The 25,644-nt window shown below is 62.7% G+C and carries 24 protein-coding genes; 14 read left to right on the top strand and 10 right to left on the bottom strand.

The genetic code is table 11. The features are described from left to right. Positions 1 to 228 precede the first annotated feature (228 nt). From JQ567_RS17170 to JQ567_RS17160, 3 genes are all read right to left on the bottom strand, one after another. Positions 229 to 1,230, bottom strand: coding sequence for an NADP-dependent oxidoreductase (locus tag JQ567_RS17170; protein WP_212439915.1), 1,002 nt, complete (start codon positions 1,228 to 1,230; stop codon positions 229 to 231). A 109-nt stretch (positions 1,231 to 1,339) separates the two neighbouring features. Then, complete coding sequence (locus JQ567_RS17165; RefSeq protein WP_212439914.1) at positions 1,340 to 2,656, bottom strand: glutamate ligase domain-containing protein; 1,317 nt, start codon at positions 2,654 to 2,656, stop codon at positions 1,340 to 1,342. Further along, complete coding sequence (locus tag JQ567_RS17160) at positions 2,649 to 3,653, bottom strand: hypothetical protein (RefSeq protein ID WP_212439913.1); 1,005 nt, start codon at positions 3,651 to 3,653, stop codon at positions 2,649 to 2,651. Before JQ567_RS17160 ends, JQ567_RS17165 begins: the two co-directional genes overlap by 8 nt. A gap of 305 nt (positions 3,654 to 3,958) precedes the next feature. Here JQ567_RS17160 and JQ567_RS17155 point away from each other — a divergent pair, with 305 nt between their 5' ends. From JQ567_RS17155 to JQ567_RS17140, 4 genes are all read left to right on the top strand, one after another. Further along, on the top strand, positions 3,959 to 4,732 hold the full coding sequence (locus tag JQ567_RS17155; protein ID WP_212209703.1) for a ferredoxin--NADP reductase: 774 nt from the start codon (positions 3,959 to 3,961) through the stop codon (positions 4,730 to 4,732). Positions 4,733 to 4,975: 243 nt separating this feature from the next. Then, positions 4,976 to 5,848, top strand: coding sequence for a patatin-like phospholipase family protein (locus JQ567_RS17150; protein WP_212439912.1), 873 nt, complete (start codon positions 4,976 to 4,978; stop codon positions 5,846 to 5,848). Between the two features lie 200 nt (positions 5,849 to 6,048). Next, the gene (locus JQ567_RS17145; RefSeq protein WP_212439911.1) at positions 6,049 to 7,680 is read left to right on the top strand and encodes an FMN-binding glutamate synthase family protein; all 1,632 of its coding nucleotides are present in this window, start codon (positions 6,049 to 6,051) and stop codon (positions 7,678 to 7,680) included. Between the two features lie 237 nt (positions 7,681 to 7,917). Next, positions 7,918 to 9,222, top strand: a complete 1,305-nt coding sequence (locus tag JQ567_RS17140; RefSeq protein WP_212439910.1) for a hemolysin family protein — start codon at positions 7,918 to 7,920, stop codon at positions 9,220 to 9,222. A 33-nt stretch (positions 9,223 to 9,255) separates the two neighbouring features. On the opposite strand, the gene JQ567_RS17135 is transcribed toward JQ567_RS17140, so the two are convergent. After that, complete coding sequence (locus JQ567_RS17135; RefSeq protein ID WP_212439909.1) at positions 9,256 to 11,256, bottom strand: carbohydrate porin; 2,001 nt, start codon at positions 11,254 to 11,256, stop codon at positions 9,256 to 9,258. 481 nt (positions 11,257 to 11,737) lie between these two features. Further along, positions 11,738 to 12,559 carry a creatininase family protein gene (locus JQ567_RS17130; protein WP_212439908.1) on the bottom strand — a complete coding sequence of 274 codons (822 nt, stop codon included), beginning with the start codon at positions 12,557 to 12,559 and terminating at the stop codon, positions 11,738 to 11,740. Positions 12,560 to 12,712: 153 nt separating this feature from the next. Here JQ567_RS17130 and JQ567_RS17125 point away from each other — a divergent pair, with 153 nt between their 5' ends. The 8 genes from JQ567_RS17125 to JQ567_RS17090 all read left to right on the top strand — a co-directional run bounded on the left by JQ567_RS17125 (position 12,713) and on the right by JQ567_RS17090 (position 20,162). Further along, the gene (locus JQ567_RS17125) at positions 12,713 to 13,732 is read left to right on the top strand and encodes an ABC transporter substrate-binding protein (protein ID WP_212439907.1); all 1,020 of its coding nucleotides are present in this window, start codon (positions 12,713 to 12,715) and stop codon (positions 13,730 to 13,732) included. A 5-nt stretch (positions 13,733 to 13,737) separates the two neighbouring features. Further along, entirely contained in the window at positions 13,738 to 14,538 is an 801-nt protein-coding gene (locus tag JQ567_RS17120; RefSeq protein WP_212439906.1) for an ABC transporter ATP-binding protein, read from the top strand. Then, complete coding sequence (locus JQ567_RS17115) at positions 14,535 to 15,323, top strand: ABC transporter permease (RefSeq protein ID WP_212439905.1); 789 nt, start codon at positions 14,535 to 14,537, stop codon at positions 15,321 to 15,323. Before JQ567_RS17120 ends, JQ567_RS17115 begins: the two co-directional genes overlap by 4 nt. Next, entirely contained in the window at positions 15,323 to 16,312 is a 990-nt protein-coding gene (locus tag JQ567_RS17110; RefSeq protein ID WP_212439904.1) for a 2-hydroxyacid dehydrogenase, read from the top strand. The genes JQ567_RS17115 and JQ567_RS17110 overlap by 1 nt, the downstream gene beginning before the upstream one ends. After that, entirely contained in the window at positions 16,312 to 17,043 is a 732-nt protein-coding gene (locus tag JQ567_RS17105; protein ID WP_212439903.1) for an AprI/Inh family metalloprotease inhibitor, read from the top strand. Before JQ567_RS17110 ends, JQ567_RS17105 begins: the two co-directional genes overlap by 1 nt. 177 nt (positions 17,044 to 17,220) lie before the next feature. Continuing rightward, positions 17,221 to 18,294 carry a hypothetical protein gene (locus JQ567_RS17100; RefSeq protein ID WP_212439902.1) on the top strand — a complete coding sequence of 358 codons (1,074 nt, stop codon included), beginning with the start codon at positions 17,221 to 17,223 and terminating at the stop codon, positions 18,292 to 18,294. A gap of 166 nt (positions 18,295 to 18,460) precedes the next feature. Further along, entirely contained in the window at positions 18,461 to 18,859 is a 399-nt protein-coding gene (locus JQ567_RS17095; protein WP_212439901.1) for a YciI family protein, read from the top strand. A gap of 31 nt (positions 18,860 to 18,890) precedes the next feature. Beyond that, the gene (locus tag JQ567_RS17090) at positions 18,891 to 20,162 is read left to right on the top strand and encodes an RNA polymerase sigma factor (protein ID WP_212439900.1); all 1,272 of its coding nucleotides are present in this window, start codon (positions 18,891 to 18,893) and stop codon (positions 20,160 to 20,162) included. 2 nt (positions 20,163 to 20,164) lie between these two features. Here the strand turns inward: JQ567_RS17090 and JQ567_RS17085 are convergent, their stop codons facing one another. Further along, entirely contained in the window at positions 20,165 to 20,476 is a 312-nt protein-coding gene (locus JQ567_RS17085; protein WP_212439899.1) for a putative quinol monooxygenase, read from the bottom strand. A 177-nt stretch (positions 20,477 to 20,653) separates the two neighbouring features. Here JQ567_RS17085 and JQ567_RS17080 point away from each other — a divergent pair, with 177 nt between their 5' ends. Then, positions 20,654 to 21,031 carry a hypothetical protein gene (locus JQ567_RS17080; protein WP_212439898.1) on the top strand — a complete coding sequence of 126 codons (378 nt, stop codon included), beginning with the start codon at positions 20,654 to 20,656 and terminating at the stop codon, positions 21,029 to 21,031. A 249-nt stretch (positions 21,032 to 21,280) separates the two neighbouring features. Here JQ567_RS17080 and JQ567_RS17075 read toward each other — a convergent pair whose 3' ends face one another. The 3 genes from JQ567_RS17075 to JQ567_RS17065 form a co-directional block, all read right to left on the bottom strand. Then, positions 21,281 to 21,514, bottom strand: a complete 234-nt coding sequence (locus tag JQ567_RS17075; protein WP_212439897.1) for a 4-oxalocrotonate tautomerase family protein — start codon at positions 21,512 to 21,514, stop codon at positions 21,281 to 21,283. A gap of 35 nt (positions 21,515 to 21,549) precedes the next feature. Then, a complete protein-coding gene (locus tag JQ567_RS17070; RefSeq protein WP_212439896.1) occupies positions 21,550 to 22,260 on the bottom strand; it encodes an SDR family NAD(P)-dependent oxidoreductase in 711 nt (236 codons plus the stop codon). Between the two features lie 100 nt (positions 22,261 to 22,360). Further along, a complete protein-coding gene (locus tag JQ567_RS17065) occupies positions 22,361 to 23,329 on the bottom strand; it encodes a LysR family transcriptional regulator (RefSeq protein WP_212439927.1) in 969 nt (322 codons plus the stop codon). A gap of 227 nt (positions 23,330 to 23,556) precedes the next feature. Between JQ567_RS17065 and JQ567_RS17060 the strand changes: the two genes are divergently transcribed. Then, complete coding sequence (locus JQ567_RS17060; RefSeq protein WP_249165514.1) at positions 23,557 to 25,068, top strand: serine hydrolase; 1,512 nt, start codon at positions 23,557 to 23,559, stop codon at positions 25,066 to 25,068. Positions 25,069 to 25,130: 62 nt separating this feature from the next. On the opposite strand, the gene JQ567_RS17055 is transcribed toward JQ567_RS17060, so the two are convergent. Beyond that, on the bottom strand, positions 25,131 to 25,637 hold the full coding sequence (locus tag JQ567_RS17055; RefSeq protein ID WP_212439894.1) for a hypothetical protein: 507 nt from the start codon (positions 25,635 to 25,637) through the stop codon (positions 25,131 to 25,133). Positions 25,638 to 25,644: the final 7 nt, after the last annotated feature.

Below are 25,644 nucleotides of genomic sequence, written 5' to 3'. Positions count from 1 at the left end.
CCAGCCAGCATGTTGAATCAGAGACGCTCTGATTTGGGAATCCCTAATCGAATCAACCTAACCTCATCCCGCTCTAGAACTCCACTCCCGTCGTCCCTGCGAACGCAGGGACCCATAGCCGCCGCCGTTGGTTGCTTACAAAGGCAATCAACTCCAACCGCCCGAAATCGAGAGGCCGCGGAGTATGGGTCCCCGCGTTCGCGGGGACGACGGCTGATGGAGTTGGGCCTACACCTTCACCATGCGCTTGCCGCGGTTCTCGCCGGCCAACAATCCGATCAGCGCCTGCGGCGTATTCTCGAGACCGTTGATGACGTCTTCCTGCACTTTCAGTTTGCCGGAAGCGACCCAGGACTGCAGGTCCTTCAAGGCCTGATCGCGCTCGTTCATGTAGTCCATCACGATGAAGCCCTGCATGGTCAGGCGTTTCACCACGATCAGGCCGGGCACCCCGCGCGGGCCGGTCGCCGACGGCACGCCGTCATATTGCGAGATCGCGCCGCAGCAGGAGATGCGGCCGCGGTTGTTCATCAGCGCGATGCAGGCCTCCAAAATGTCGCCGCCGACATTGTCGAAATAGACGTCGATGCCCTTCGGCGCCGCTGCCCGCAGCGCCTTGTAGGTCGCGCCGTCCTTGTAATCGACCGCGGCGTCGAAGCCGAGTTCGCTGGTGAGCCAGTTACATTTGTCCTTGCCGCCAGCGATGCCGACGACGTGGCAGCCCTTGATCTTGGCAATCTGGCCGACGATTGAGCCGACCGAGCCGGCGGCGGCCGAGACCACGACGGTCTCACCCACTTTGGGCTTGCCGACATGGAGCAGGCCGAAATAGGCGGTGAGGCCGGCGATGCCGTAGACGCTGAGCAGATGCGTCATCGGCTCCATCCGGGGCATTTTTGTCAAATGCTTTGCGGACACCGCCGCGTAATCCTGCCAGCCGGTATCGCCGAACACGATGTCGCCGGGACTAAGGCTAGGTGCCTTCGAGGACACGACCTCGGCGATGCCGCCGCCGGCCATCACGGTGTTGGCCTCGACCGCGGCGCGATAGGTGGCGCCGTGCATCCATGCGCGGTTGGCGGCGTCGAGCGAGATATAGCGCGCCCGCACCAGCACCTCGCCGTCCTTCGGCTCCGGTACCGCGCCCTCCGACATCTTGAAATGCTCGGGCCCGAGTTTTCCGGTCGGCTTTTCCACCAGCAGGATCTGGCGATTGACGGTAGCGTTCATGGCGTTCCCTCCCTCGGATTGATCGTTCTTGATGCAGTTGATCGCATATCAGGCGACCGATTGCACATGTTGTGTTGCGCCTCCCTCCAGACCTGTAGAAATACAGGCCTCAGAAGAATTTCAAATCCTGCGCGCGTCCGCCACGGGCGGCAGTGGCGTATTCGATCGCCAGGAACAATCCGCCCGCGACATATAGTTTGCGCTTTTGCGACGCCGCCAACGCACCGGCCTGCCGCACCGCATCCTCGATCGTATCGGCAACATGAACATCGGCCGCGGGATTGGCGAGCCGCGCCGCGGCGGCGATGTCGTGCGGGTTGGCGCCCTTGTGGTATGCCGCCGTGCAGATGATCGTATCGAACGCCGGCGCCAGGCTGCCTACGATCTCACCGGTCTTCTTGTCGCCGGAGGCGCCGGTGACGAGAATCCAACCGTCGGCGCCGTGGATCGCCTTGAGACTTGCGAGCGATTGCCGGATGCCGTCAGGGGTGTGACCGACATCGATCACCGTCAATGGGTCCTGCGCGATGATTTCGAGACGGCCGGGCCATTGCGTCTCGCGCAGGCCGGCGCGGATGGCTTCCTCGATCCGCTCCGGCGCCTTGCGCGGCCGGGCGGCCTGCAGCCAGAGCAGGAACAGCGTGACGGCGATCGCGGCATTGTTGAACTGAACCGCGCCGAGCAGGCGCATCCCGATGCCGCGATAATCGTGATGGCCGAACTGGTAATCGAACCGCTGCCCTGACGGGGACACGGATTCGCCGTCGATGCCGATCTCGTCGCGGACGAACAGCGACGTGACCCCGCGATGGCGATTATATTCGAGCAGATGCCGCCGCAGGCCGCGGCAGTTCTCGCCGTAGATGATGGTGCCGCCGCTGGCGCAGGCATCGCTCTTGTCGGAGGCGATCAGCTCCAGCGAGTTGCCGAGCAATTCGACGTGCTCGTAATCGACCGAGGTCACGCAGGTCTGGAGTGCACCAACGAGGCGGACGGGATCGTAGCGGCCGCCGATGCCGGCCTCGAACACCGCGAATTCGCAGTCGCTGTCCCCGAAATGCAGGCACGCGAGCGCAAACAACGCTTCGAAGGCGCCGAATTGTTCGCCGCGCTGCTGCGAGATCCCGGCGATGGCGGTCTCAACCCTTTGCTTGCACCGAGCGAAATCGCTGTCGCCGATCTCGGCATCATCGATGCGAATTCGTTCGTTGAAGCGCATGAGGTGCGGCGAGGTGAAGAGGCCGGTTCGCAGGCCATAGGCGCGACCGATCGCGGCGCACATCGCTGCCGTGCTGCCCTTGCCGTTCGAACCGGTCACCACGACCGAACTCCGCTGCAGCCGCGCGCGATCGATGCCGAGCGCGTCGAGCAAGTCGGCCAGGCGCGCGAGGCAGATGCCGTCGCCATATTTCGGCAGGTCAAACACCGAGCAGTCCCATCGCGTGAAACGTGTGCTGCCAGATTTTCAGAATCAGATCGCCGCGATCGGATTCTTCCAGCAGCCGGATCGACGGGTTGGAATTGACTTCGATCACGGCCATGGCACCGGGATCGCCGCCGATGCCGACGAACATGTCGACCGCGGCAACCCGAAGCCCGAGTGCGCGGCTGGCTTCTTTCGCCAGCCTGACCGCCTTTTCGGATGGCGGCGGCTCGATCACCATCGTTCCGCCGGCGCTCAGATTCATCCGTCCCGGAATGTCGCGGCGTTCGTCCTTCGCCGGCACGATGTCGAGCGAAAGGTCGTCGGCGGCAGGCGTGACCGGCGACAGGCCGCGGGCGCGCAGCGCCTCATTGTGGTCGGCGAATAGTTCGCGCAGGGTTCGCACCCCATCGCCGCGCACGAAGGGTGGATATTTGCGCGCGCAAAACAACACGTTATCGTCGAGCAAAAAGACCCTGTACTCGGTGCCATCGACGATCGGCTGCATCAGCACCGCGTCGTAATATTTCGCGACCTCGTCGAGATAGTGCTGCAGCGCGGCTTCACTGTAGATCGCTTGCGCGAAATCACCGCGCGATCCCGTCAGTGGTTTGACAAAGACTGATGCGCCGTACTGTCGGAACGATTTCAGCGCGTCGTCGCGTTCGCGGCCCGCGGGGCGGTGGGCACGATGGCGCTCATGCAGGAAGAAAATCCCGCCGGGGATAACAGGCACACCGGCCCGCTTGATAATACTTGCGGTAAAGTATTTATCGGACGCAAGCGTCGACGATGTCGCATTGTTCTGCGGATACCATGAGCAGCGGCCGGCGCCGAAATGCAGCAATTTGTTCGGCGATGCGACGCTGAAGAGCAGCCCAGAACCGCCGTCAAGATCGCCAAACGAGAGTCCGAATTCGGCGCAGGCGAATTCGGCATAGATCGACTGGTCCGGATAAAAGCCCGGTTTACCTTGTCGAAATTCTTTGACGCTTCGCATGCTGTCTCTTTTGACGCGTTCTAAGATTGCGTAGCAATTTATTGCCAGATCGGCGTCGATTTCAGCAAGTTAATTGCGTGTATCGTCTCTATTAACGAAGACCAATCGAACCTTTCTGCAAAATAAACCGACTGCCATTCCGAGTTCTCAATTGTGCGGCAATCGATCTTGACTATCTCTCTCTTTGGCGCAATTGAAACGTCAAATCGCCAATGATTTCGGGGGGTTTTCGGCACTTCGGGACCCGAAAAACCGGCAAGAAACTGAATTGTTCTACACCAAGACGTCAGGAAAAACGAAAACACATGAGCGCGTTCTATAGAGAGAAAGTTCTTTCTGTCCGTCATTGGACCGATACGCTTTTCAGCTTCACCGCCACCCGCGATTCCGGCTTCCGTTTCCAGAATGGGCAGTTCGCGATGATCGGCCTCGAGGTCGAGGGCCGGCCGCTGCTGCGCGCCTACAGCATGGCGAGCGCCAATCACGAGGAGGAACTCGAGTTCTTCTCGATCAAGGTCGCGGACGGGCCGCTGACCTCGAAGCTGCAGAAGATCCGCGAAGGCGACACCATCCTGGTCGGCCGCAAGGCGACGGGAACGCTGATCACCGACAATCTGATTCCGGGCAAGCGCCTGCTGCTGCTGTCGACCGGCACCGGGCTCGCGCCGTTCGCGAGCCTGATCAAGGACCCTGATGTCTATGAGCGCTATGAAACCATCGTGCTGGTTCATGGCTGCCGGCAGGTTTCCGAACTCGCCTATGGCGAGGAACTGGTCGCTAAGCTGCGCGACGACGAATTGTTCGGACCGCTATTGTCCGAGAAGCTGCTGTATTATCCGACCGTGACCCGCGAGCCGTTCCGCAACCGCGGCCGCATCACCGACCTGATCACCTCGGAACAGCTGTTCAACGACATCCACCAGCCGCCGCTCGATATCGCGACCGACCGCATCATGATGTGCGGCAGCCCCGGCATGCTGGAGGAACTGCGCCAGCTGTTCGAGACCCGCGACTTCCTCGAAGGCAGCCACAGCCAGCCCGGTCACTTCGTGATCGAAAAGGCATTCGTCGAGCGCTGAGGTTTCCATCAGCCGTCGTCCCGGGCTTGACCCGGGACCCATACACCGCGGCCGTGATTGTTTTAAAAGGTATCTAACGCCGTGCTTTTGCCGATAGGGCACGGCGTATGGGTCCCGGCTCGAGGCCGGGACGACGTGGGGATAGAGCGTCGCGCCCCCCAGTAGCCCACCCCATTCCCCCACTGCTATAACCCTCCCAACGCCACGCGGCCTGTGCCGACGCGGCGATCAGGGAGCCAAGCGTTGTCGGTACGCGATCAGATCGGCCCGGTGAAGACCGCCTTTGTGTTCGCCGGCGGCGGCAGCTTTGGCGCCATCCAGGTCGGCATGTTGCATTCGCTCGCCGCCCACGGGATTTCCGCCGATATGGTGGTCGGCTCCAGCGTCGGCGCCCTCAACGGCGCGTTCTATGCCGGCGATCCCACGCTCAAGGGCGTGGAGCGGCTGGGCGACATCTGGCGCGGACTAACGCGGCATGACGTGTTTCCGATGAGTTGGCGCACGGTGCTGAGTTTTCTGTGGCGCCGCGATTTCCTGATTTCCCACGACGGCATCCGCAAGCTGATCGACGACCACATTCCCTATCGCAATCTGCAGGACGCCAAGGTGCCGGTGCATATCGTCACCACCGACATCATTTCCGGCGACAGCGTTGTGCTGTCGGAAGGCTCGACCTCGGAGGCGATCGTCGCTTCGACCGCGATCCCCGGCGCTTTCGCGCCGATCCCCTACAAGAATTACTATCTCGCCGATGGTGCGATCTCCAGCAACACGCCGATCCAGGTCGCGGTTCAGAAAGGCGCCAAACGGCTGATCATCCTGCCGACCGGGCATGCCTGCGCCACGCAGGCACCTCCCGTCGGCGCAGTCGCCAATGCGCTGCACGCGCTGACGCTGCTGATCGCGCGACAATTGGTCATTGAGCTGGAGGGCCTCGACCCCAGCATCGAATATTTCGTGGTGCCGCCGCTGTGCCCGCTGGTGGGATCACCTTACGATTTTTCGCGCACCGCCGATCACATCGCTCGCGCGATTGCCACGACAGACGCGTGGCTGGCCCACCATGGCCCGCAAGAGGGCAAGATTCCCGGGGAAATGCGGCTGCACAGCCACTGAGGCACGACGGTTACGCTGCACTGCAAAAGCAGCTTCCGATCAATTAATTCAACCACCGCCGGCTTCGGCAAATCTTTTGCGATCCCCTGTCACGTCCGCGACGGCTGGACCGTATATCGTATGGCGCTTATTCCAGTGGTTGGATTAAGCTGCTGGCGGACAAGAATAATCCGCAAGAATATTCCGGCTGAGGGGATGTCATGGAAACGCTGTTGATGCCGTTCTCGCCACGCTACATCGTGCTGACGATCTGCGCGGTCGTCACGGCACTGCTGATCGGCATCGGCATCTTCGATCAAAATTTGAAGGTGTGGGAAATATTGCTGATTCCCATCGTGGTCTTCGGCGGGCTTACCCTTCTCGGCATTCGCGACCTCACGCAAGAGAGCCACGCGGTGCTGCGGAATTATCCGATCTCCGCGCACATCCGTTTTCTGCTGGAAGAGATCCGGCCGGAGATGCGGCAGTATTTCTTCGAGAGCGAGAAGGACGGCATGCCGTTCTCCCGCGATACCCGCGCGCTGGTCTATCAGCGCGCCAAGATGCAGCTCGACAAGCGGCCGTTCGGCACCCAGGAAGACGTCTATCGCGACGGTTATGAATGGATGCACCATTCGATGGCGCCGAAGGCTCGCGCCGTCGAGCAGTTTCGCGTCACCGTCGGCGGTCCGGATTGCACCAAACCGTATTCAGCCTCGGTGTTCAACATTTCGGCGATGAGCTTTGGAGCGCTTAGTCCAAATGCCGTACGCGCGTTGAATGCGGGCGCCAGGAAAGGTGAATTCGCGCATGACACTGGCGAGGGCGGCGTCAGTCCCTACCACCGCGAGAACGGCGGTGACATCATCTGGGAAATCGGATCCGGCTATTTCGGTTGCCGCAACCGCGACGGCAGCTTCAATCCCGAATTGTTCGCGCGCATTGCCTCCGACGACCAGATCAAGATGGTCGAACTCAAGGTCAGCCAGGGCGCCAAGCCCGGACACGGCGGCGTGTTGCCGGCGGCCAAGGTCTCGGAAGAGATTTCAAAGATCCGGGGCGTGCCGATGGGCGAAGACTGCATCTCGCCGGCCACTCACCGGGCGTTCTCGACGCCGCTCGAAATGATGACCTTCATCGGTGAGATGCGGCGGTTGTCCGGCGGCAAGCCCGCCGGATTCAAGCTTTGCATCGGCCACCCCTGGGAGTTCCTGGCCATCTGCAAGGCGATGCTGCAGACCGGGATTTACCCTGATTTCATCGTGGTCGACGGCAATGAAGGCGGCACCGGCGCAGCACCGCTGGAATTCATGGACCATCTGGGCATGCCGATGCGCGAGGGTGTCAATTTCGTCCATAATGCGCTGGTCGGCATCAATGCGCGCGATCGCATCCGCATCGGTGCCGCCGGCAAGATTGCGACCGCCTTCGACATGGCGCGCGCGATGGCGATCGGCGCCGATTGGTGCAATTCGGCGCGCGGCTTCATGTTCGCGCTGGGCTGTATCCAGTCGCTAAGCTGCCATACCGACCGTTGTCCGACGGGGGTGACCACCCAGGACCCGCTCCGCGCCCGGGCGTTGGTGGTGCCACTCAAGAGCGAGCGGGTCTACTGCTACCATCACGCCACCCTGCACGCCCTGTCCGAACTTCTCGCCGCCGCCGGCCTCGACCATCCGCAGCAGTTACGGCCGATCCACTTCTCGCAGCGATCCTCCACGAACGACACATTGACGTTCGCGAAACTTTATCCGCCGCTGCGCCCGGGCGAGCTGATCGACGGCACCAGCGATCCACGCTTCCGCGACGCCTGGGATATGGCCCGGGCGGATTCGTTCCGGCCGGTGGGGTGAGGATACTACTCGTGTCGTCCCTGCGAACGCAGGGACCCATATGCCGCGGCCCAACGGTTGAGCGACGGAGCTAAACACACTCCCTTCAGCAACAACGGCCTGCGGTTATGGGTCCCTGCGTTCGCAGGGACGACGACGAAGATTGGCTTCGGGACGACAGCTATAGCTCGCCGCAGGGCCGCTGCTCTGATAAAGCCTCTCTCCATCTTGGAATGACCACCCGTAAAAAGGGAGACAATGCTTTATCTGGAACTCGGGATCGTGACGGTCCTGATCATCACCAATGGCCTGCTTTCAATGTCGGAGCTTGCCATTGTCTCGTCGCGGCCGGCACGGCTCGCCGCGCTGGTCGAAAAGAACGTCACGGGTTCCCGCCGTGCGCTCGCGCTGGCGTCTGATCCCGGCAAGTTCCTGTCGACGGTCCAGATCGGGATCACGCTGATCGGCGTGCTGTCAGGTGCGTTTTCCGGCGCCACGCTGGGCCAGCGCCTGACCAACCTGCTGGTCGAATCCGGATTGTCGAAAGGCCTGGCTGACGCCATCGGCGTCGGCGTCGTGGTCAGTGTCATCACCTACGCCTCACTCATCATTGGCGAGTTGGTGCCCAAGCAAATCGCCTTGCGCGACCCGGAATCGGTGGCGGTCCGCGTGGCGCCCTACATGATGCTGCTCTCGAAGATTTCGTCGCCCCTGGTGTGGCTGCTGGATCGCTCGGGCAAGGGGCTGTTGTGGCTGCTCGGTCACCGCGGTGAAGCGGAAGGAAAGGTCAGCGAAGACGAAATCCGTACATTGGTGGTCGAGGCCGAGAATGCCGGCGTGCTCGAGCCCGGCGAAAAGGAAATGATCGCGGGCGTCATGCGTCTTGGCGATCTTCCGGTCGGCGCCGTCATGACGCCCCGCCCCGAAGTCAGCATGATCAATCTGGCGGATCCGCCTGATGTCATTTTCGCGGCGCTCGCCGGTCGCAACCATTCCCGTTTTGTGGTGTTCGACGGGGATCCAGATGCGGCGCTCGGCATTGTCCAGGCCAAGGACATGCTGGACAGCTATTTGTCGGGAGAGGCACCGGACATTCGCAAGCTGGTCCGGGAGGCCCCGATCATTCCCGAATTCCTCGATGCGAGGGACGTCGTCGCGGTGCTGCGTGACTCCCCCGTGCATATGGGGCTGGTGCATGACGAATACGGCGTCTTCCAGGGCGTCGTGACCAGCGCCGACATTCTCGAATCAATCGTCGGCGGTTTCCATACCGAAGAGGGGCCGCCCGAAGCGGCCGTGGTGAAGCGGGACGACGGCTCGTATCTGATCTCGGGCTGGATGCCTGCCGTCGAATTTGCGAATTTGCTCCAGATCGTCCTGCCGTCGTCGCGGCAGTATCAAACCATGGCCGGCTTCCTGCTCCAGCAGTTCGGCGCGATACCTGGCGTCGGCGACCACGTGGAGGCGCAGGGCTGGCGCTTCGAGATCGTCGATCTCGACGGCCGGCGGATCGACAAGGCGCTGGCGACGCGCATCGACGATGCCGCCACAACGCCAGCGTGATGGCGCGATGCCGAATTTTCTGACGCCGGAGCTCTAGAACTCGCCGTGCAAACGGCCCGAGAAGATCGAGACCGGGCCGCGGTCGCCATTATAGGCGGGGTTGGCGATCAGCTGATAGTCGGCGGTGAAGGTGAAATTCTTGTCGAGCGCGAACGCGTAGTAGGTCTCGAAGATACTTTCATTGCGGTAGTTGAGCCGGCCGTCGCCGATCAGGAGGCCGAGGCCGCCCGCCGCCAGGAAGTCGCGATGGTCAGATGAAAGCCCATTGACGGCGCCGCCGATGGCGAACGTGTCGTTTGGACGGCCCCAATAGCTGCCCTTGACCGACAACCCGGCGGAAACGCTGCGATCCACATCGGTGAAGGACAGGATTTCGTTGCGCCCGTCGTTCCAGCTCGCGCGGGCGAACATCCCGACATCCCTGATGATCTGCTGTTCGCCGTTGATGTAGAATCCGTACTTGGTGTTTTCGCGCCTTATGCCGACGATGACGTCGTTGATGTCAAGCGTTGGGTCAGCCGCTGCTATCCCCAGCGCGTTCCGGTAGCTGCCGGTGTTGCCGCGATTGGCGAAAATGCCGAGCCTGAGCTTGCCGGGCTGATCGAAGATCGTGTGACGTTCCTCGAATTCAACCACCGCGCCGCCGGACTTGAACACGAGCACGTCGCTGTTGGGCGCGTTGGGGACCTGGAACAGGCCGGCCCGGAGCGCCCAGTCCTTGCGGTTGAGTTCGACCACCGCGCCGCGGGTAAAGCCTGGAAGGTCGGCAGGGAAGTCGTAAGCCGCGGCCGACCACATCGCCCAGTTCATGAAGTCGACGCGGGGATCCTTGGCGTAGGAATTGCCGTCGAAATAGTCGCCGACCGCAAAACGGCCGACCGTGACCGTGACGCGGTCGATGTCGCGCTTGCCCGCGAGTTGCATCGGAGCGTCGGCGACATCTTCCTGCTCGCCGCCGAGGCCGAAGGTCTGGCGAAAGACGTAGCGCTGCGGGCGATATTTCGGATAGGGCGCGCCACCTTTCTGGGCTTCACCGTTGGAGAAGCCGGCAAGTCCCAGCGTGCTGTTGAGCCCAAAGCCCTGCGCCAGTTCGGGGTTGAAATAGAACTCGCCGCCCTGCCACAGCCGCCAGCCAATAAATGCATCCGCAGTCCATGTCTGGCGGCCCTGGCCGCCGCCCGGAAGACTGTTGGTGCCCTCATAGGGCGAGCGCATGCGGGGATAGGCTTGCGCGATGACCGTGGTCTGGCCATGCACGTTCCAGTTTTTCGGCTCGGCAAGCGCGGTGCGTCCATCGACCGGCGTGGGACCTGCCCAAGGCGGCGTCTCCCACAACCGATAATTCAGTCCGAGCTTGAACAGGTGAATGTTGGGATCGACGTTGACGCGCGGCAATCCGACGTCGGTCAGGTCATAGGTCCGCCGCGCCAGATCGACGTAATTGTATTCGGCCTTGGCGGTCCAGTTGCCGCCGACCGCCACCTCGACCCCCAGCCCGGCGGTCCAGCCGACATGCGTGAGGTATCGCTTCGGCGGGATGATGACCCCGGTGTCGTTGAGGTTGACATGGGTGCTTCCCCAAGCGATGCCGCCCGTGACGTAAGGCATCCACGTTCCCATCGCGTAGCCGACGCGGCCGCGCGCGGTTGCGATGTAATCGATGGTGCTGTTGAACGGCACCGGCGCGAGCCGCGGAATGTCCACCGGGCTGCCGAACGAAACGTCGGCCTCCACACCGAGCACGACCTTGTTGGCCAGCTGGTGGTTGTAGCCGGCCTGGTAGCCGCCGGTCAGTCCCGTGACGCTGTGGGGAAGGAACACGCCCTGCAAGGGCTCAGCGTTGGTGCCCGGGCCGAGGCTGCCGCCGCCGTAGCCGACATGGCCGCCCACATAGAAGCCGGTCCAGTTATAGACGGCCTTGAGCGCGGGCGCCTTGAGAGACATATCGGCCGCCAGGACGGGGCTGGCGAGCGTCATGGCACCGACGGCGGCGCCAGCCAGAACATGCTGCAGGGATTGGCGGTACGAACCCATGGTGCGGCCTGTTCCAGCGCGAAGTGGGCTGCGGTCTCGCGCCATCACTGCAGATTTGAACGCCTGCCGCCACCCAAGAAATGAAGTCATCAACCCCGCCGCCCCCGGTCGGCTTCTTCCCGATTCGTCCCCTCAAGGCCAGATCGGAAAAACGCACCATACACCCCCAGTCCTAGTTGCTAGTAATTCGCAATAATAAGGCGATGGAGTCCGTCTTGGATGGCATTCCTACATGACAGTTTTGCAACAGCGGTGGCGCAGGGATGGTTGGGCCAAAAAAATGACCCGCCCGGGGGGACAGCCGGGCGGGTCGGGTTCGGCACAGGGTGGATGAGGCGCCATGCCGGACACAGGAACCACGAGAGCAGCCGTAAGGCGGTCATCGTGGTCCGCACCCAGTTGGACGGAGCCATCCCGATTTCGGTTCGAACGAAGTTTGGGAAATCCGGATGGGAGATTATTCGGTAGTCAATACAGCCGTTTAGAGGATGTAATCCGGCCCGCTCGCCAGCCGCTTCACGTCGAATTTATCGACATCCCCGAGCAATTCGCAGAACGCGCGGGCGCCGTGATCGAGCAGCTTCTCGCCCTTTTCGGCGGAGGCCTGGGTAGCGTCTCCGACGGCGCCGCTGCCGTGCAGATCCTGCGCCTGCCAGGCGAATGGCGCGGGCCGATGCGCCGACAGCCAGCGGTGATCCTTTTCCATCGCGATGCTGCTCGGGCGAAAATCGATGATCGCGTCCTGGCGCACGGTGTGCGGATATCGCGCCAGCATGATCGAGGTCTCGACTGCGCCGCCATGGATGCCGTGGCGCAGTTCTTCCGCCGAGAACAGTCCGTCCGGCACGCCGAATCGCGACCAGCTTGTCGTGACCACGAGCAGTCCATGTTGTGCGCGCAAATCCTGCGCGACCAGCGTCATCGCCGCGCTGTTGCCGCCATGGCTCGTCACCATCACGAGCTTCCTGACGCCGGCGCGCGCGACGCTTTCGCCGAGCGCCATCCAGCTCTTCAGCGCGATTTCAGTGGGTAGCGTCAGCGTGCCCGGATAATCGATATGTTCGGTGGAAATCCCGACCGGCTGCAGCGGCAGGAACGTGACCGGAACGCTCGCCGGCAGCAGTTCGCGGACCCGCGCCAGATAGGCCTCGCCGATCATGACGTCGGTACCGAGAGGCAAATGCGGGCCGTGCTGTTCGGTTGCCGCCAGCGGCAGCACCGCGATCCAGCGCTCGGGGCCGCTGGCTGCGATATCGGGCCAGTGGATGTCGGTCCAGTTGCGGGGCGGAACAGGCGAAGTCATCGAGCCAAGCGTTTCTTTGAATGGATTTGCAGGGTAGTTTGTTAGTCATTCCCGGGACGATCTTCGTCCCCGGGGACCATCTCCCGTTCCCAGGGCGTGATCCACGTCCATTACCTCCTTATCATGGGCCAGAATGATCGACGGAGTCCAACCATGAACCCGGCCTTTTTGCCGCGAACGTTAACCGCAGCCCTATTGGCGCTGGTGGCCGCGCTGGTGCCTGCGCGCGGGCAGACCCTCGACAAGGTCTCGTTTGGAACCAACTGGGTCGCGGAAGCCGAGCATGGCGGCTTCTTCCAGGCGGTCGCCGACGGCACCTACAAGAATTACGGGCTTGATGTCACCATCGTGCCGGGCGGCCCCAACAGCAACAACCGCATGCTGCTGATCGCCGGCAAGCTCGACTTCTTCATGAGCGCGAACACGCTGCAATCCTTCGATGCGGTCACCAACAAGGTGCCGCTGGTGGCGGTCGCCGCCATCTTCCAGAAGGATCCGCAGGTCTTTCTGACCCATCCGGAATTCAAGATCGGCAAACTGGAGGATCTCAAACCGCTGACGCTGCTGGTGTCGAAGGAAGGCATTACGAGCTATTTCCAGTGGCTGAAGTCCGAGTATGGGTTTAGCGAGAGCAAGGTCAAACCCTACACCTTCAATTCACAGCCCTTCATCGTGAACAAGCAAAGCGCGATGCAGGGATATGTCACCTCCGAGCCGTACGCGGTTGAAAAGGCCGCCGGCTTCAAGCCGAACGTCGTGCTGCTGGCCGATTACGGCTTCAACGCCTATTCGACCCTGATCGAGACCCGCACCGAGATCGTCGACAAGAAGCCCGACCTGGTGCAGCGCTTCGTCGATGCGTCCATGATCGGCTGGTACAATTATCTCTACGGCGACAACACGCCGGGCAATGCGATGATCAAGAAGCTCAATCCGGAAATGACCGATGAATTGCTGAAATATTCCACGGCCAAGATGAAGGAATACGGCATCGTCGATTCCGGCGACACCCTGAAGGACGGCATCGGCGCCATGACCGATGCCCGCGTTGCCAGCTTCTTCGACAAGATGGTGCGCGCCGGCGTGGTTCGCCGCGATATCGACTACCGCCAGGCCTATACGCTGCGCTTCATCAACAAGGGCGTCGGCCTCAATCTGCGGCCGAAGAACTAGGCGTGATGGCCGGACCCGCTTTGTCTGAAGCCAATGCGATGGCGGTGAGCCTTGGTGACGTCACCAAGGTCTATGACAATGGCGTGGCCGCGCTTGGACCGCTCGACCTCGACGTCAAGCGTGGCGAATTCGTCTCCTTGCTCGGCCCCTCCGGCTGCGGCAAATCCACCGCCTTGCGGCTGATTGCGGGACTGACCACGCCGAGTTCAGGTGTGGTCGGCGTGTCCCGTCGCGCGACCGAAACCCGCGCGGGTCATGCCATCGGTTTTGTGTTTCAGGAGCCGACCCTGATGCCGTGGGCCAGCGTGCGGGACAATGTCCGGCTGCCGCTGAAGCTTGCCGGCATGCCGGCAACCGAAGCGGATACGCGGATCCGCGAGGCGCTGGCGCAGGTCGGCTTGTCGGAATTCGCCGCTGCCCACCCGCGCGAATTGTCCGGCGGCATGAAGATGCGGGTATCGCTGGCGCGGGCGCTGGTCACGCGTCCGGATATCCTGTTGATGGACGAGCCGTTCGCCGCACTCGACGAGATCACGCGCTTCCGTCTCAACAACGATCTCTTGGAGCTGTGGCGCAAGCTGAACATGACGGTCATCTTCGTCACCCATTCGGTGTTCGAGTCGGTGTATCTGTCGCAGCGCGTGGTCGTGATGTCGTCACGGCCCGGGCGCGTCAGCGCCGAATTTCGCATCGACACGCCGGGGCCGCGGGTCGAGGACTTCCGGATGTCGGCCAGCTATGCCGCCTATTGCCGCGAGGTCTCACAAGCGCTGGTGCCCTCCTATTCCGGGTTGACGAGCGTATGAGTTCTTCACGGGATTTTGTTCGCTTTTTGCTACCCGTCGTGGTGCTCGCCGCCGGCATCGCGTTGTGGGAACTGGTGGTGCGCGTCAACGACATCCAGCCCTATGTGCTGCCGGGGCCATCAGCCGTGTTCCAGACGCTGGTCCTGGACTGGCCGGTGCTGTCGGAATCCCTCGGCGTCACCTTGCTGACCACGCTGCAGGGCTTCATCGCCGCCGCCATCGGCGGCGTCGCGCTGGCGCTGTTGTTCAATCAATCGAAATGGCTGGAATATTCGCTGTTTCCCTATGCGGTGATCCTGCAGGTCACGCCTGTGATCGCGATCGCACCATTGCTGCTGATCTATCTGCAGCAGCAAACCGCGGTCATCGTTTGCGCCTGGATCGTCGCCTTCTTTCCGGTGCTGTCCAACACCACGCTCGGGCTCAATTCGGTCGATCGCAATCTGGCCGGCCTGTTCAGCCTCTATGGCGCGTCGCGGCTGCAGACGCTGCGGTACCTGAAATTGCCGGCAGCATTGCCCTATATTCTCGGCGGATTGCGGATCGCGGGCGGGCTGTCCCTGATTGGCGCAGTGGTCGCCGAAATCGCGGCCGGCACGGCGGGCGCAGGCTCGGGCCTTGCGTTCCGTATTGCCGAGTCCGGTTACCGTCTCAACATTCCCCGAATGTTCGCCGCTCTGCTGTTGCTCTCCGTCGCCGGGATTGTCATCTATGGGCTGCTGGCGCTAATTTCGCATCTGGTACTGCGGCGCTGGCATGAAAGCGCGCTTCGAAAGGAAAACTGATGGCTGCCGGGAATATTTCGTCCGAAAAGATCGATTTGCTGGTCTATGGGCCAATCAGGCCGATCCTCGAAAACGGCTTCTCCGACCAATATGTACTGCACAAGGCGGAGAGCCGGGCGGATCTCGAACGGTTGACGCCCGACGTGCTGGCCAAGACCCGCGGCATGGCGGTGACCTATCATTCGGTGCCGGCCGACGCCAAGGCACTGTCGCATTTTCCCAAGCTCGAGATCATCGCGAGCTTCGGCGTCGGCTACGACCACGTCGATTGCAACTATTCGCGTGAACACAATGTGGTTGTCACCAACACGCCCGACGTGCTGACCGAAGAGGTCGCCGACGTCGCGATGGGGTTGTTGATCTCGACCTTGCGCGAATTCGTCAAGGCCGATCGCTATCTGCGATCGGGCCTGTGGCAGACGCAGAACTATCCGCTCAGCGTCGGCTCGCTGCGCGACCGGAAAGTCGGCATCGTCGGCATGGGCCGGATCGGCCAGGCGATCGGCCGCCGGCTGGAGGCCTCGCTCGTGCCGGTCTGCTATCATTCGCGCAATCCGTCATCGGCCGTCTCGTACACGCACTATGGCGACCTGATGGAGATGGCGAAGGCGGTCGACACGTTGATCGTGATCGTGCCCGGCGGCGCCTCTACCGCGAAGATGATCAACGCCGACGTCCTCAAGGCGCTCGGTCCGCGCGGCGTGCTGATCAACGTCGCGCGCGGCTCCGTGGTCGATGAGGAGGCGCTGGTCGCGGCGCTGAAATCGGGCACGATCCTGGCGGCCGGACTCGACGTGTTCGCCAAAGAGCCGAGCGTGCCGGATGAACTGAAGGCGATGCAAAATGTCGTGCTGCTGCCACATATCGGTTCGGCCTCGGTGGTAACGCGCAATGCCATGGATCAGCTCGTGGTCGATAACATCAAGAACTGGTTTGCCGGCAAGGCGCCGTTGACGCCCGTGCCGGAAACGCCGGTGAAGGGGCGCTGATGCAAGCTGGCTGCCGCCCGGGCGTCGCAGTCGCCGCGTTATCGGCGCTGCTCGCCGTGCTGCTTGCTGTTCTACTTGTTCCTGGATCGCCGGCGCGGTCGCAGGCGGCTCCAGGCTTGCAGAAAGAGATGGTCGGCCAGTGGGAGCTGGCGACCACCGAGCGCAGCAAGACCTGCGTCGTGACGCTCAAATCCGATACGACGCCGCAGGGCATGAAGCTCGAACTCGAGCCCAGCTGCGCGGCGGCGCTGCCCTTCACCAAGGATATCACCGCCTGGAATATCAAGGGCCTCGGCGACATCGTGCGGCTGCAGGACGCCGCCGGCCAGCCGGTGATCGACTTCACCGAAGTCGAGAGCGGCATTTTCGAAGGGCTGCGGACCGGCGAAGGCGTCTACATCCTGCAGAATCTCGCGGCCGCCCGCTCGCTCGCCAAATCGATGGACCAGATGATCGGCGACTGGTCGATGGTGCGCGGCAATGGCAAGGCGATCTGCGGCCTGACGCTCACCAACACCGAGGCGACAGGCGATAATTTCCAGGTATTTTTGAAGCCGCGCTGCGATCCTGCGGTGGCCGCGTTCGCGCCCAACCAGTGGCGGCTCGATCACGGCCGGATGATACTGATGTCGGCCAGCGGCCAGACCTGGCAGTTCGAGGCCGACGACAATGCGCAGTGGCGGCGGGTGCCCGACAGCGCCGACCCCCTGATCATGATCCGGGGGCAGTAGGCACCATCCGCGCCGACCCCGACTACAGGAGGGCCCGCCGGAACCTTTTCGCTGTCGCCGCCTTTCTTCGAACCACTAAGCCACAGCGATCACCAATTGGTATCGCCCGGTTCCGCGCACGCGGTCCAATCGTGGGGAAACTGAACCGCGGCGGGCCGGGAACCGTAGGGATCAGTCATGTCGCTCTTTGGCTATGTCAGGCGCATGTTGATGGCGCCCATTACGCTCCTGGTCTTGACGGTCGCTGGATCGGCTTCAGCGCAGTCATTGGTTCCGCCCCATCTTGCGGGCTGGTGGATTGCGGTCGACAACGTCGCCTTTCCGCCGCTGTGGCAGGATGGCACCATCGTGGCGATGGAGGAGCTTCTCATCATCGAGAGCGACGGGCGGTTCGAGAACCGCATGATGGGATTTTACGGTATCGATCCCGGCTATTGCGCCAAGGAAAACCTCTGCAGCGATGCTCCGCTGGTTGCCACCGGACGGCTCGCGCTTTCAGGTTCGACCCGCGCCACCAGCAAGGGACAGACTTTTGAGTCCGGCAACAAACTCCTGCTCAGCGATATCAGCACAGCGGCGAACCGAATTGACTCGCCGCGCGGCGATCCGATCATCCGCGCGCGCAGCGTGAGCGCAACAAGTGCCTGGATGGTGGAGGGTCGAGTGGATGTGGACGACGGTACCCTCTTCTTGCGTCGGGCCGCAGGCGAAGAGCCCCGTGCCTTTGTCAAGATAGCGCCCGAGAAATTGCGCCGGCTGCGCGCGGGCATCATCGTGTCCGACCTCTCCGCCATGCAGCATTGGCGCTGCTATCTCGCTTCCGCCACCGGCGGAGACGCCAGGTTGATGCCGCTGCGCAATGACAAGCCGATGCTGCCCGCGGTCCGCGACTACATCGCGGCTGCGCACTATTATTTGACCGCGCTGACCTACGCGGGCCGGCCAATGGTCGATGATCCCGATCCCGCCCAGCGTCAGCTTGCCGGCGTTGCGCTCGAGGACCTGATGACCGGATCGCTGGCAAAGCTGCCGCAGCCCAGGACCGTTCAGGAGCGGCGCGAGGTCAAGGCGGTTGCAAGATATCTCACCGTGCTGGTCAAGGGCGAGCAGCCGGAAGCGGCAAAGGCCATGATGGCACGGGAATTCCCCGGCGTCCCCTTGCGCCAGGATTTGACCGAACCGGAAATATTGGCGTTGACGACCTATTTGCGCGGCGGCGCGGACCGAAACCGGCTGTTTTGCGCTGGATGAGGCCGGTATCACCGCCGCGAGCGCGCTGATCCCGGGTCAGCACGTCCATCCTCGAAAAATTCCTAAGACCCCTGTCGATTCCCGGCAGCACCGTTCGTCGTCTCAAATAGCGGGACAGTTCCTGCGGGCAGGGTGCCTGCGGCTCGCCTCAAAACAGGAGTTTTGCATGCGCATCATGTACATCGTCACCTCGCCCAAGCCCGATCAGGGTCCGTCGCCGGCCCTGATGGAGGCGATGGGCAAGCTGGCCGAGCGCGAGATCAAGGCCGGCCGCATGCTCGATACGGGCGGCCTGATGCCGATCGCCATGGCCGGCGCGCAGGTCAAGATCACGAACGGCAAGATCGGCGTCGTCGACGGGCCCTTTGTCGAGACCAAGGAACTGATCGGCGGTTACGCGATCTTCGAACTCCGCGACATGGAAGAGGCCGTCGCTTCCGCGCGGGAATTCATGCAACTGCATGTTGAGCACATGCCGGGCTGGGAAGGCACCTGCGAAGTCCGCGTGATGGCGACGCCCGGCGTGGACGGCGCGTGCGAGGCCGGCATAAGCGCCCACGCATGACCGGCGCAATCGCAAGGCGAAGTCGGCGGCGATGACCGCCGCCGACATCCATCGCACCGTCGTCGCCGTCTGGCGCATCGAGCAGCCGCGGTTGCTCACCAGCCTCTCGCGGATGCTGCGCGACGTGCCGCTGGCCGAGGACCTGACGCAGGAAGCGCTGCTGGCGGCGATCGAGCACTGGCCTGTCACGGGCGTTCCGGAAAAGCCCGGCGCCTGGCTGATGGCGATCGCCAAGCGGCGGGCGCTGGATCATCTGCGCCGCCGCCAGATGCTCACCCGCAAGCACGAGATCGTGGCGCGGGACATGGAGCAGGAACAGCAGGCCATGCCCGATTTCGACAGCGCGCTCGACGACGATATCGGCGATGAATTGCTGCGGCTGATCTTTACCGCGTGCCATCCGCGCCTGTCGCGCGAAGCCCGCGCCGCGCTGGCGTTGCGGATGATCTGCGGCCTGACCACGGACGAGATCGCGCGCGCCTTCCTGCTGCCGGAGGCGACCATTGCTCAAAGGGTCGTGCGGGCAAAGCGGACGCTTTCGGAATCCGGGCTCGCTTACGAGACCCCGCGCGGCGAGGAGCTTTCCGAACGGCTCGCCTCCGTGCTCGAGGTCGTCTACCTCATCTTCAACGAGGGCTATACCGCCGCCCGCGGCGACGAATGGCTGCGGCCGCAGCTTTGCAACGATGCGCTGCGCATGGGTCGCGTGCTGACCTCGATCGCGCCGCAGCAATCTGAGGCGCACGGCCTGCTGGCGTTGATGGAATTGAACGGCTCGCGCATCGCCGCGCGCACCGATAAAGCCGGCGATCCGATCCTGCTGATGGACCAGAACCGCGGACTGTGGGACCAACTCCAGATTCGCCGGGGCATGTTGGCGCTGGCGCGGGTGCGCGAACTTGGCGGCGCCGGCGGCTTCTATGCGTTGCAGGCAGCGATCATCGCCTGCCACGCTCAGGCGTCGACGCCCGATGAAACCCCTTGGTCACGCATTGCAGAACTCTACGCCGAACTGGCCGCGTTGGTGCGTTCGCCCGTGATCGAACTTAACCGCGCGGTCGCGGTCGGCATGGCTGAGGGACCGGCAGCGGCGCTTGCGATCGTGGACCGTCTCGCGCACGAACCCGCGATGAAGACCTATCATCTGCTGGGAAGCGTTCGCGGCGATCTCCTGCACAAGCTCGGCCGCTTCGAAGAAGCGCGCGCCGCGTTCGAGGCGGCTGCCAGTCTCGCCGGCAACAAGCGCGAGCAGGAATTGTTGAAGCGGCGCGCCGCCGAGGCAGGAAGCGGCGCGCCGGCTTGAGCCTAGATGAAGCGGAACTGCGACCGTTCGCGCTTCGCCAGTTTTGGAATGGCCTGGCCGACGATGATGTTCTTGAAGTGCGGTGTCTGTTGGTGATCGGCAAACGCCGCTTCGCCTGCGAACACCTCATAGAAGAAATATTTCCGCGGCTCGGCCAGGTTCTGATGGATATGGAATTCCTTCACGCCGGGCTCGCGCTGCGCTTGCGGCAGGAAATCTTTCAGTAGATTCGCGACCGCCGCTTCCTCGCCCGGATTGACCTCCCAGAACGCGGTGACGACCAGGCTTTGGTTGGCGTTGTCGATTGCTGCCATGTTGTTCTCCTGTGAAACATCCAGCGCCGTTTCCGGCGGCTGACATTCATCCTAGTCGGGATCACGACAACAATGCTTCGACATCAGTCGAATTATCATATCAAGACGGAATTTGGAACCGGCGCGAGGATCCATGCGTTTGGTCCGCGAGCGCTTCACCCGATATGGAACCAACGCATGGCGAAAAAGACCGTGCTCGCGATCGGCATCGAGCCTTCCTTTGTGGATTTCAGCGCCTTTCCGGGGCTGACACCCGAGCTCGTCAGGAATTTCATCGAGGCGCAAATCGAAATACTGCGCGCGCTCGGCTACGACGCGGAGAGCTGTCTGATCGATCCCGGCGAAACCGCCGAGGCGGTGACCGTTGCCGCGCTCAAATCGAGACATCTGGATTGCGTGGTGATCGGCGCCGGCCTGCGCGAGCCCGCGGAGCGATTGCTGCTGTTCGAAAGAATCCTCAATCTCATCCTGATCCACGTGCCGCATGTCCGGATCTGCTTCAACACCACGCCCGCGGATACGGCGGAGGCGGTGCAGCGCTGGGTCAGGCCGTGAGCGGAAGCTTTCGGTCGGTCACCGTTCCCGCCCGGCCGTCAGCGCGGTAACGAGATCGATCGCCAGCGAGACGGTGACCGCGCCCGCACCGATCACGTAGTTCGGCCGTTGCCGCGTGGGCGGGGTGACCGAGATTCGTCCTCGTCATGGACATGGCTTAGAATCCTGGATGCCTCATGAAAAATGATGAGTTGAGATCGAAGCCATCGCTGCTGGCGATGACTTGCGATCTCAGGACACCCCGTCCCGCTAGCCTGCGCGCGCACGCTTCGTTCGATAGTCGAGCACGGGAAGCCCGCCCCAACCCCAATTGCCGGTCTCGACTTCGTCGATGACGACGAAGGTCGATTCCAGCGGCTTCTTCAGCACGTCGAGCAGCAGCTGGCTGACGCCCTTGATCAGCGCGGCTTTTTCTTCCCTTGTGGCCGCGTCGGCACCGGGCTCGGTGCCTTCGCGGGTGATCTGGATGGTGACGATGGGCATTTTCATTGTCCTTGCTGGAGTGTTCCGGATGGCTGTCAGTGACCGGCGCTCTGGCCGCCATCGACATGCAGGATCTCGCCGGTAACGAAGGCGGCGCCTTCCAGAAACAGCACGGCGTCGACGATGTCCTTGGCTTCGCCCATGCGCCCGACCGGATGCAGATTGGCCAGGAATTCGTGCGTTTCAGGTTTGTGCATCGGGGTCTTGATGACACCCGGGGAGACAGCGTTGACGCGGATGCCCCGCTTTGCGTACTCGATCGCGAGCGATTTGGTGGCGGCGTTCAAACCGCCCTTGGTCAGCGAGGCCAGCACCGAGGGAACGTTGCTGTTGGCATGATCGACCAGGCTGGTCGTGATCTGCACGATGTGACCCGAACCCTGCTTCAGCATCTCGGCCGCGGCGAGCTTGGAGAGGTGGAAGAAGCTGCCGAGATTGATCGCAATCACCGATGCGTAGTCTTCCGCGCTGTAATCGGTGAACGGCTTGGCGATGAAAATGCCGGCATTGTTGACCAGGGAATCGATGCGGCCGAAACGCTCGAGCGCCTGCGTCACGATTTTCTGCGCGGTCGCCGGGTCGGAAACGTCGCCGGCAACAGCCAGAATATCCGGATCGCTGGACGGCTTGATCGAACGGGAATTGGCGACGACGCGGTAGTTGCGGTCGCGATATCCCTTCACCAGATCCGCGCCGATGCCCTGCGATGCGCCGCTGATGATGACGACTTTCTGTTCCTTACCCATGGTAGCCTCCTGATCTCTGTGAAGCGGCAGGTTTGCCGCCGGGCCGTGTGGCGCCGATGGAGATCAGGCTAGTTCTTCCGGGTTTCGGTGCGAATACCCGCTATTCGGAGGGCACTCTTCCGCTGCGCGAACGAATGGCGCTGGCGTTCTTGTCGGCCTCGTTCGAAAGCCGGGTGAAATACCGCTTCAGGCGCGGCGCGGCGAAATCGACAAAGGCGCGCACCTTCGGCACCGACAGACGCCCCTGCGGCGCCAGCAAATGAACCGGCAGCGGCGGGTGTTCGTCCTTGCCGAGCAGCAGTTGCAGCCGGCCGTCGCGGATTTCGTCGGCGATGTGATAGGAAAACAGCCGCGTGACCCCGTGCCCTTCCGTCACAGGGGCGATCGCCGCGCGAACCGTGTTGACGACCAGCCGCGGCGCGAACTGGACCACCCGCGGAACGGAGGATCCCTTCAGCGGCGGGAAGCTCCAGGAATCCAGCCCGAAATGGGTCATGGCGACAATCCGGTGCTTTGCCAGATCGGCCGGTTCGCGGATGACGGGATGCCGCGCCAGATATCCCGGTGACGCCGCGATCACGCGGCGAACTTCGCCGACACGCACTGCGACGAAATTCGAATCGGCGAGATGTGCGATGCGGAGCGCAACATCGATGCCCTCGTCGATCAGATTCACCGGCCGGTCGAGCAGAACGAGCCGCGCCGACACCGCCTGATATTCGTTCGTGAAAGCTTCGAGGATCGACCGCAGAATGTCTTCACCGGTGATGATGGGCGCGGTGAGGGTCAGCGTGCCGCGAGGCGCCGAGCGTTCGCTGCCGGCGACGAGATCGGCCTCCTCGAGTTCGACGAGGACGCGGCGGCACGCCGCAACATAGCGCTCGCCGGCCTCGCTCAGCTTCAGCGACCGCGTGGTGCGATGAAGCAGTTCAGCCCCGACATGGTTCTCGAGGAAGGCGATCGCGCGGCTCACGGCGGCCGGTGACCGGCGCAGGCGCCGGCCGGCACCGGCAAGGCTGCCCTCGTCGACGGCGGAGACAAAGACTTTCATCGCGTCGATGCGGTCCATTTGTTCTTCCGACCAGGGGAACACTGGGCGTCCGGTCATAGGCATTCTTCCGCAGGTCGGCAAGGTGGGTAACCGGCCGACGAATGTAGCTCCGGTGCCGACCTCGGTTGCGGTGCGCAGGGGTGATTGACATTCCGATCCCAGGTCGCAAATGATTGAGCCTACAATCAAGCGGCGAGGCGTTCATGCCAAACATACGATCTGCCGTTTCAGGGTCCGCGCTCGGCATGCTCGCTCTGGCGGCCCTGATCTGCGGCCCCGCAGCATTTTCTCAAGCGGCAGCAGAAGGCGTCTGGCCAACCCGGCAATGGCAAACATCCACGCCTGAAGAGCAGGGCATGGATTCGATGGCGCTCGCCAATCTGCTCGATTTCGGGAAAACCCGCAGCCTCGACAGCCTCCTGCTGGTTCGGCATGGACGTATCGTGCTGGATGCCTATTACGCGCCCTATACGGCCGACATTCCGCACCGGATAAACTCTGCGACCAAAGCGGTCGTCGGGACGCTGGCGGCGATTGCCCACAAGGATGGTCTGCTGGATAGCTTCGACCATCCGGTGCTGGAGTTCTTTGGCGATCGCAGCATCGCTGATGTCGACGACCGAAAGAAAGCCATCACGGTTCAGCACCTGTTGGATATGACATCGGGAATCGACTGGAAGGAACCGCTGGACGGGCGTCCGGATTCGATCATCGAAATGAGCCGCCAGCGGGACTGGATCAAATTCATTCTTGATCGTCCGATGTCGGGCGTGCCGGGAGAGGCCTTCAACTACAACAGCGGCGGCACGCACCTGTTGTCCGGCATCATCACCAAACTCACCGGCATGAGCGCCGCGGACTATGCGAAGGCCAGGCTGTTCGGGCCGCTCGGGATCACCGTCTCGAATTGGTGGCGTGATCCCCAGGGTAACTCGACCGGCGGATACGGTCTGGCCTTACTGCCGCGCGACATGGCGAAGATTGGCTATCTGTATTTGCGCAATGGCCAATGGGAGGACAAATCGCTGCTTCCACCTGGCTGGATCGACAAGGTGAGCCACGCCACCGTGAACATGAATATGCCGAGAGCGCCGGATCTGCGGTACTCCAATTTGTTCTGGGCGCTTCCCGACAAGCACGTCTACATGGCGAACGGATACCATTGCCAGCTCATCATGGTTTTGCCCCGGCTGGACATCGTCGTGGTGACGACGGCGCGCGACTTTTGCCCGTTAGGCAGGCTGGCTGATCTGATTTCTGGCGCCGTCAAATCCGAAACGGCATTGCCCCCGGATTCCACCGCCTCGAATCGGCTCGCGGACAAGATTCGCGAGATATCGACCGAGACGGCGACGGAAATCGGCGAGACGCCTGGCACCGCGGCCGCTGTCTCGGGGCGTACTTACAAATTTCCGGCCAATGGGCTCAACGTCAAATCGATATCGCTGATCCTCACTCATCCAAGCCCGCACTACGACCTCGAAATATACGCGTCCGACCGGACCCAGCCGTCGCGCCGGTTTATCGGTCCGATTGGACTTGATGGCCTGTATCGGAAGGCAGAGTCGATCGCCGGCGGCGTATTTGCGACCAAGGGGAAGTGGTTGAACGGCTCCATGTTTGAGATTGAGCGGCAGGCGGTGGGGATGGACGAGCTACAGAAGTGGACCCTGTCGTTTGACGGCGACAGGCTTCACCTTCGCGGCAGGGACAGGGCCGGCCGCGAAATTTCGGCCGATGGCGAAGCCGGCGGTTAGTCGGCGAAAAGCCGGTTGTGCGGCACGCGCTTCGCCCAAGGCTCGATCTGGCCAGGCAGAAACTATTCGACAGCGCTTATCGCGATGACGATCGCATCCGATGCGACGCCGCTGACCTGCAGCGTGAACGGGGTGGCACGAAGCTCCAGGCGCAGGCTCTTCCGCAATCCCGGGCAATCGCTTCGCCCGGTGCTGCCGACGGAGCGTGCGTAGCGCCCGTCCTGCACGATATCGATCCACGCGTCCTCCGAGAGGGTCACCTGATAAATGCCCGGCCGCTCAGTCGCCGGAAATCGAACGGAGCCGCCAAACCATCGTTTGATCCGCGGCTTCCGCTCCGGCGGCATTTCGAATACCGCCTCACCGGCCGGCTGCAGACGAATCGCAATGGCGGCCTTCGGAAATGCGGCGAGCGTTGCGCCGGGCGCGACGCTCACCTTGTCGGATGCCGCAAGCCATGCCCGCTCGCGCGCCAGCGACCACGCGAACTTTTCGCAGCCGTCGTCGGCCGTGCTCGCGGGTGTAACGAGAGCAAGGAGCGTGATGCCGAGCAGGCCGATGCGGCGCATCTTCTCC

The sequence above is a fragment of the Bradyrhizobium sp. AUGA SZCCT0431 genome (assembly GCF_018131065.1).
Taxonomy (GTDB): Bacteria; Pseudomonadota; Alphaproteobacteria; order Rhizobiales; family Xanthobacteraceae; genus Bradyrhizobium.
Note: the sequence above shows the minus strand (reverse complement) of the source record. Positions and strands in the feature narration are given on the sequence as shown.

Coding starts and splice junctions, on each gene's coding strand:
- JQ567_RS17135 (WP_212439909.1), bottom strand. CDS start 11,256: ATGGGTTCGTACCGCCAATCCCTGCAGCATGTTCTGGCTGGCGCCGCC.
- JQ567_RS17060 (WP_249165514.1), top strand. CDS start 23,557: ATGCTCGCTCTGGCGGCCCTGATCTGCGGCCCCGCAGCATTTTCTCAA.
- JQ567_RS17145 (WP_212439911.1), top strand. CDS start 6,049: ATGGAAACGCTGTTGATGCCGTTCTCGCCACGCTACATCGTGCTGACG.
- JQ567_RS17130 (WP_212439908.1), bottom strand. CDS start 12,559: ATGACTTCGCCTGTTCCGCCCCGCAACTGGACCGACATCCACTGGCCC.
- JQ567_RS17140 (WP_212439910.1), top strand. CDS start 7,918: ATGCTTTATCTGGAACTCGGGATCGTGACGGTCCTGATCATCACCAAT.
- JQ567_RS17080 (WP_212439898.1), top strand. CDS start 20,654: ATGGCGAAAAAGACCGTGCTCGCGATCGGCATCGAGCCTTCCTTTGTG.
- JQ567_RS17115 (WP_212439905.1), top strand. CDS start 14,535: ATGAGTTCTTCACGGGATTTTGTTCGCTTTTTGCTACCCGTCGTGGTG.
- JQ567_RS17160 (WP_212439913.1), bottom strand. CDS start 3,653: ATGCGAAGCGTCAAAGAATTTCGACAAGGTAAACCGGGCTTTTATCCG.
- JQ567_RS17085 (WP_212439899.1), bottom strand. CDS start 20,476: ATGGCAGCAATCGACAACGCCAACCAAAGCCTGGTCGTCACCGCGTTC.
- JQ567_RS17055 (WP_212439894.1), bottom strand. CDS start 25,637: ATGCGCCGCATCGGCCTGCTCGGCATCACGCTCCTTGCTCTCGTTACA.
- JQ567_RS17105 (WP_212439903.1), top strand. CDS start 16,312: ATGCAAGCTGGCTGCCGCCCGGGCGTCGCAGTCGCCGCGTTATCGGCG.
- JQ567_RS17065 (WP_212439927.1), bottom strand. CDS start 23,329: ATGGACCGCATCGACGCGATGAAAGTCTTTGTCTCCGCCGTCGACGAG.
- JQ567_RS17120 (WP_212439906.1), top strand. CDS start 13,738: ATGGCCGGACCCGCTTTGTCTGAAGCCAATGCGATGGCGGTGAGCCTT.
- JQ567_RS17095 (WP_212439901.1), top strand. CDS start 18,461: ATGCGCATCATGTACATCGTCACCTCGCCCAAGCCCGATCAGGGTCCG.
- JQ567_RS17110 (WP_212439904.1), top strand. CDS start 15,323: ATGGCTGCCGGGAATATTTCGTCCGAAAAGATCGATTTGCTGGTCTAT.
- JQ567_RS17125 (WP_212439907.1), top strand. CDS start 12,713: ATGAACCCGGCCTTTTTGCCGCGAACGTTAACCGCAGCCCTATTGGCG.
- JQ567_RS17155 (WP_212209703.1), top strand. CDS start 3,959: ATGAGCGCGTTCTATAGAGAGAAAGTTCTTTCTGTCCGTCATTGGACC.
- JQ567_RS17070 (WP_212439896.1), bottom strand. CDS start 22,260: ATGGGTAAGGAACAGAAAGTCGTCATCATCAGCGGCGCATCGCAGGGC.
- JQ567_RS17100 (WP_212439902.1), top strand. CDS start 17,221: ATGTCGCTCTTTGGCTATGTCAGGCGCATGTTGATGGCGCCCATTACG.
- JQ567_RS17090 (WP_212439900.1), top strand. CDS start 18,891: ATGACCGCCGCCGACATCCATCGCACCGTCGTCGCCGTCTGGCGCATC.
- JQ567_RS17075 (WP_212439897.1), bottom strand. CDS start 21,514: ATGCCCATCGTCACCATCCAGATCACCCGCGAAGGCACCGAGCCCGGT.
- JQ567_RS17170 (WP_212439915.1), bottom strand. CDS start 1,230: ATGAACGCTACCGTCAATCGCCAGATCCTGCTGGTGGAAAAGCCGACC.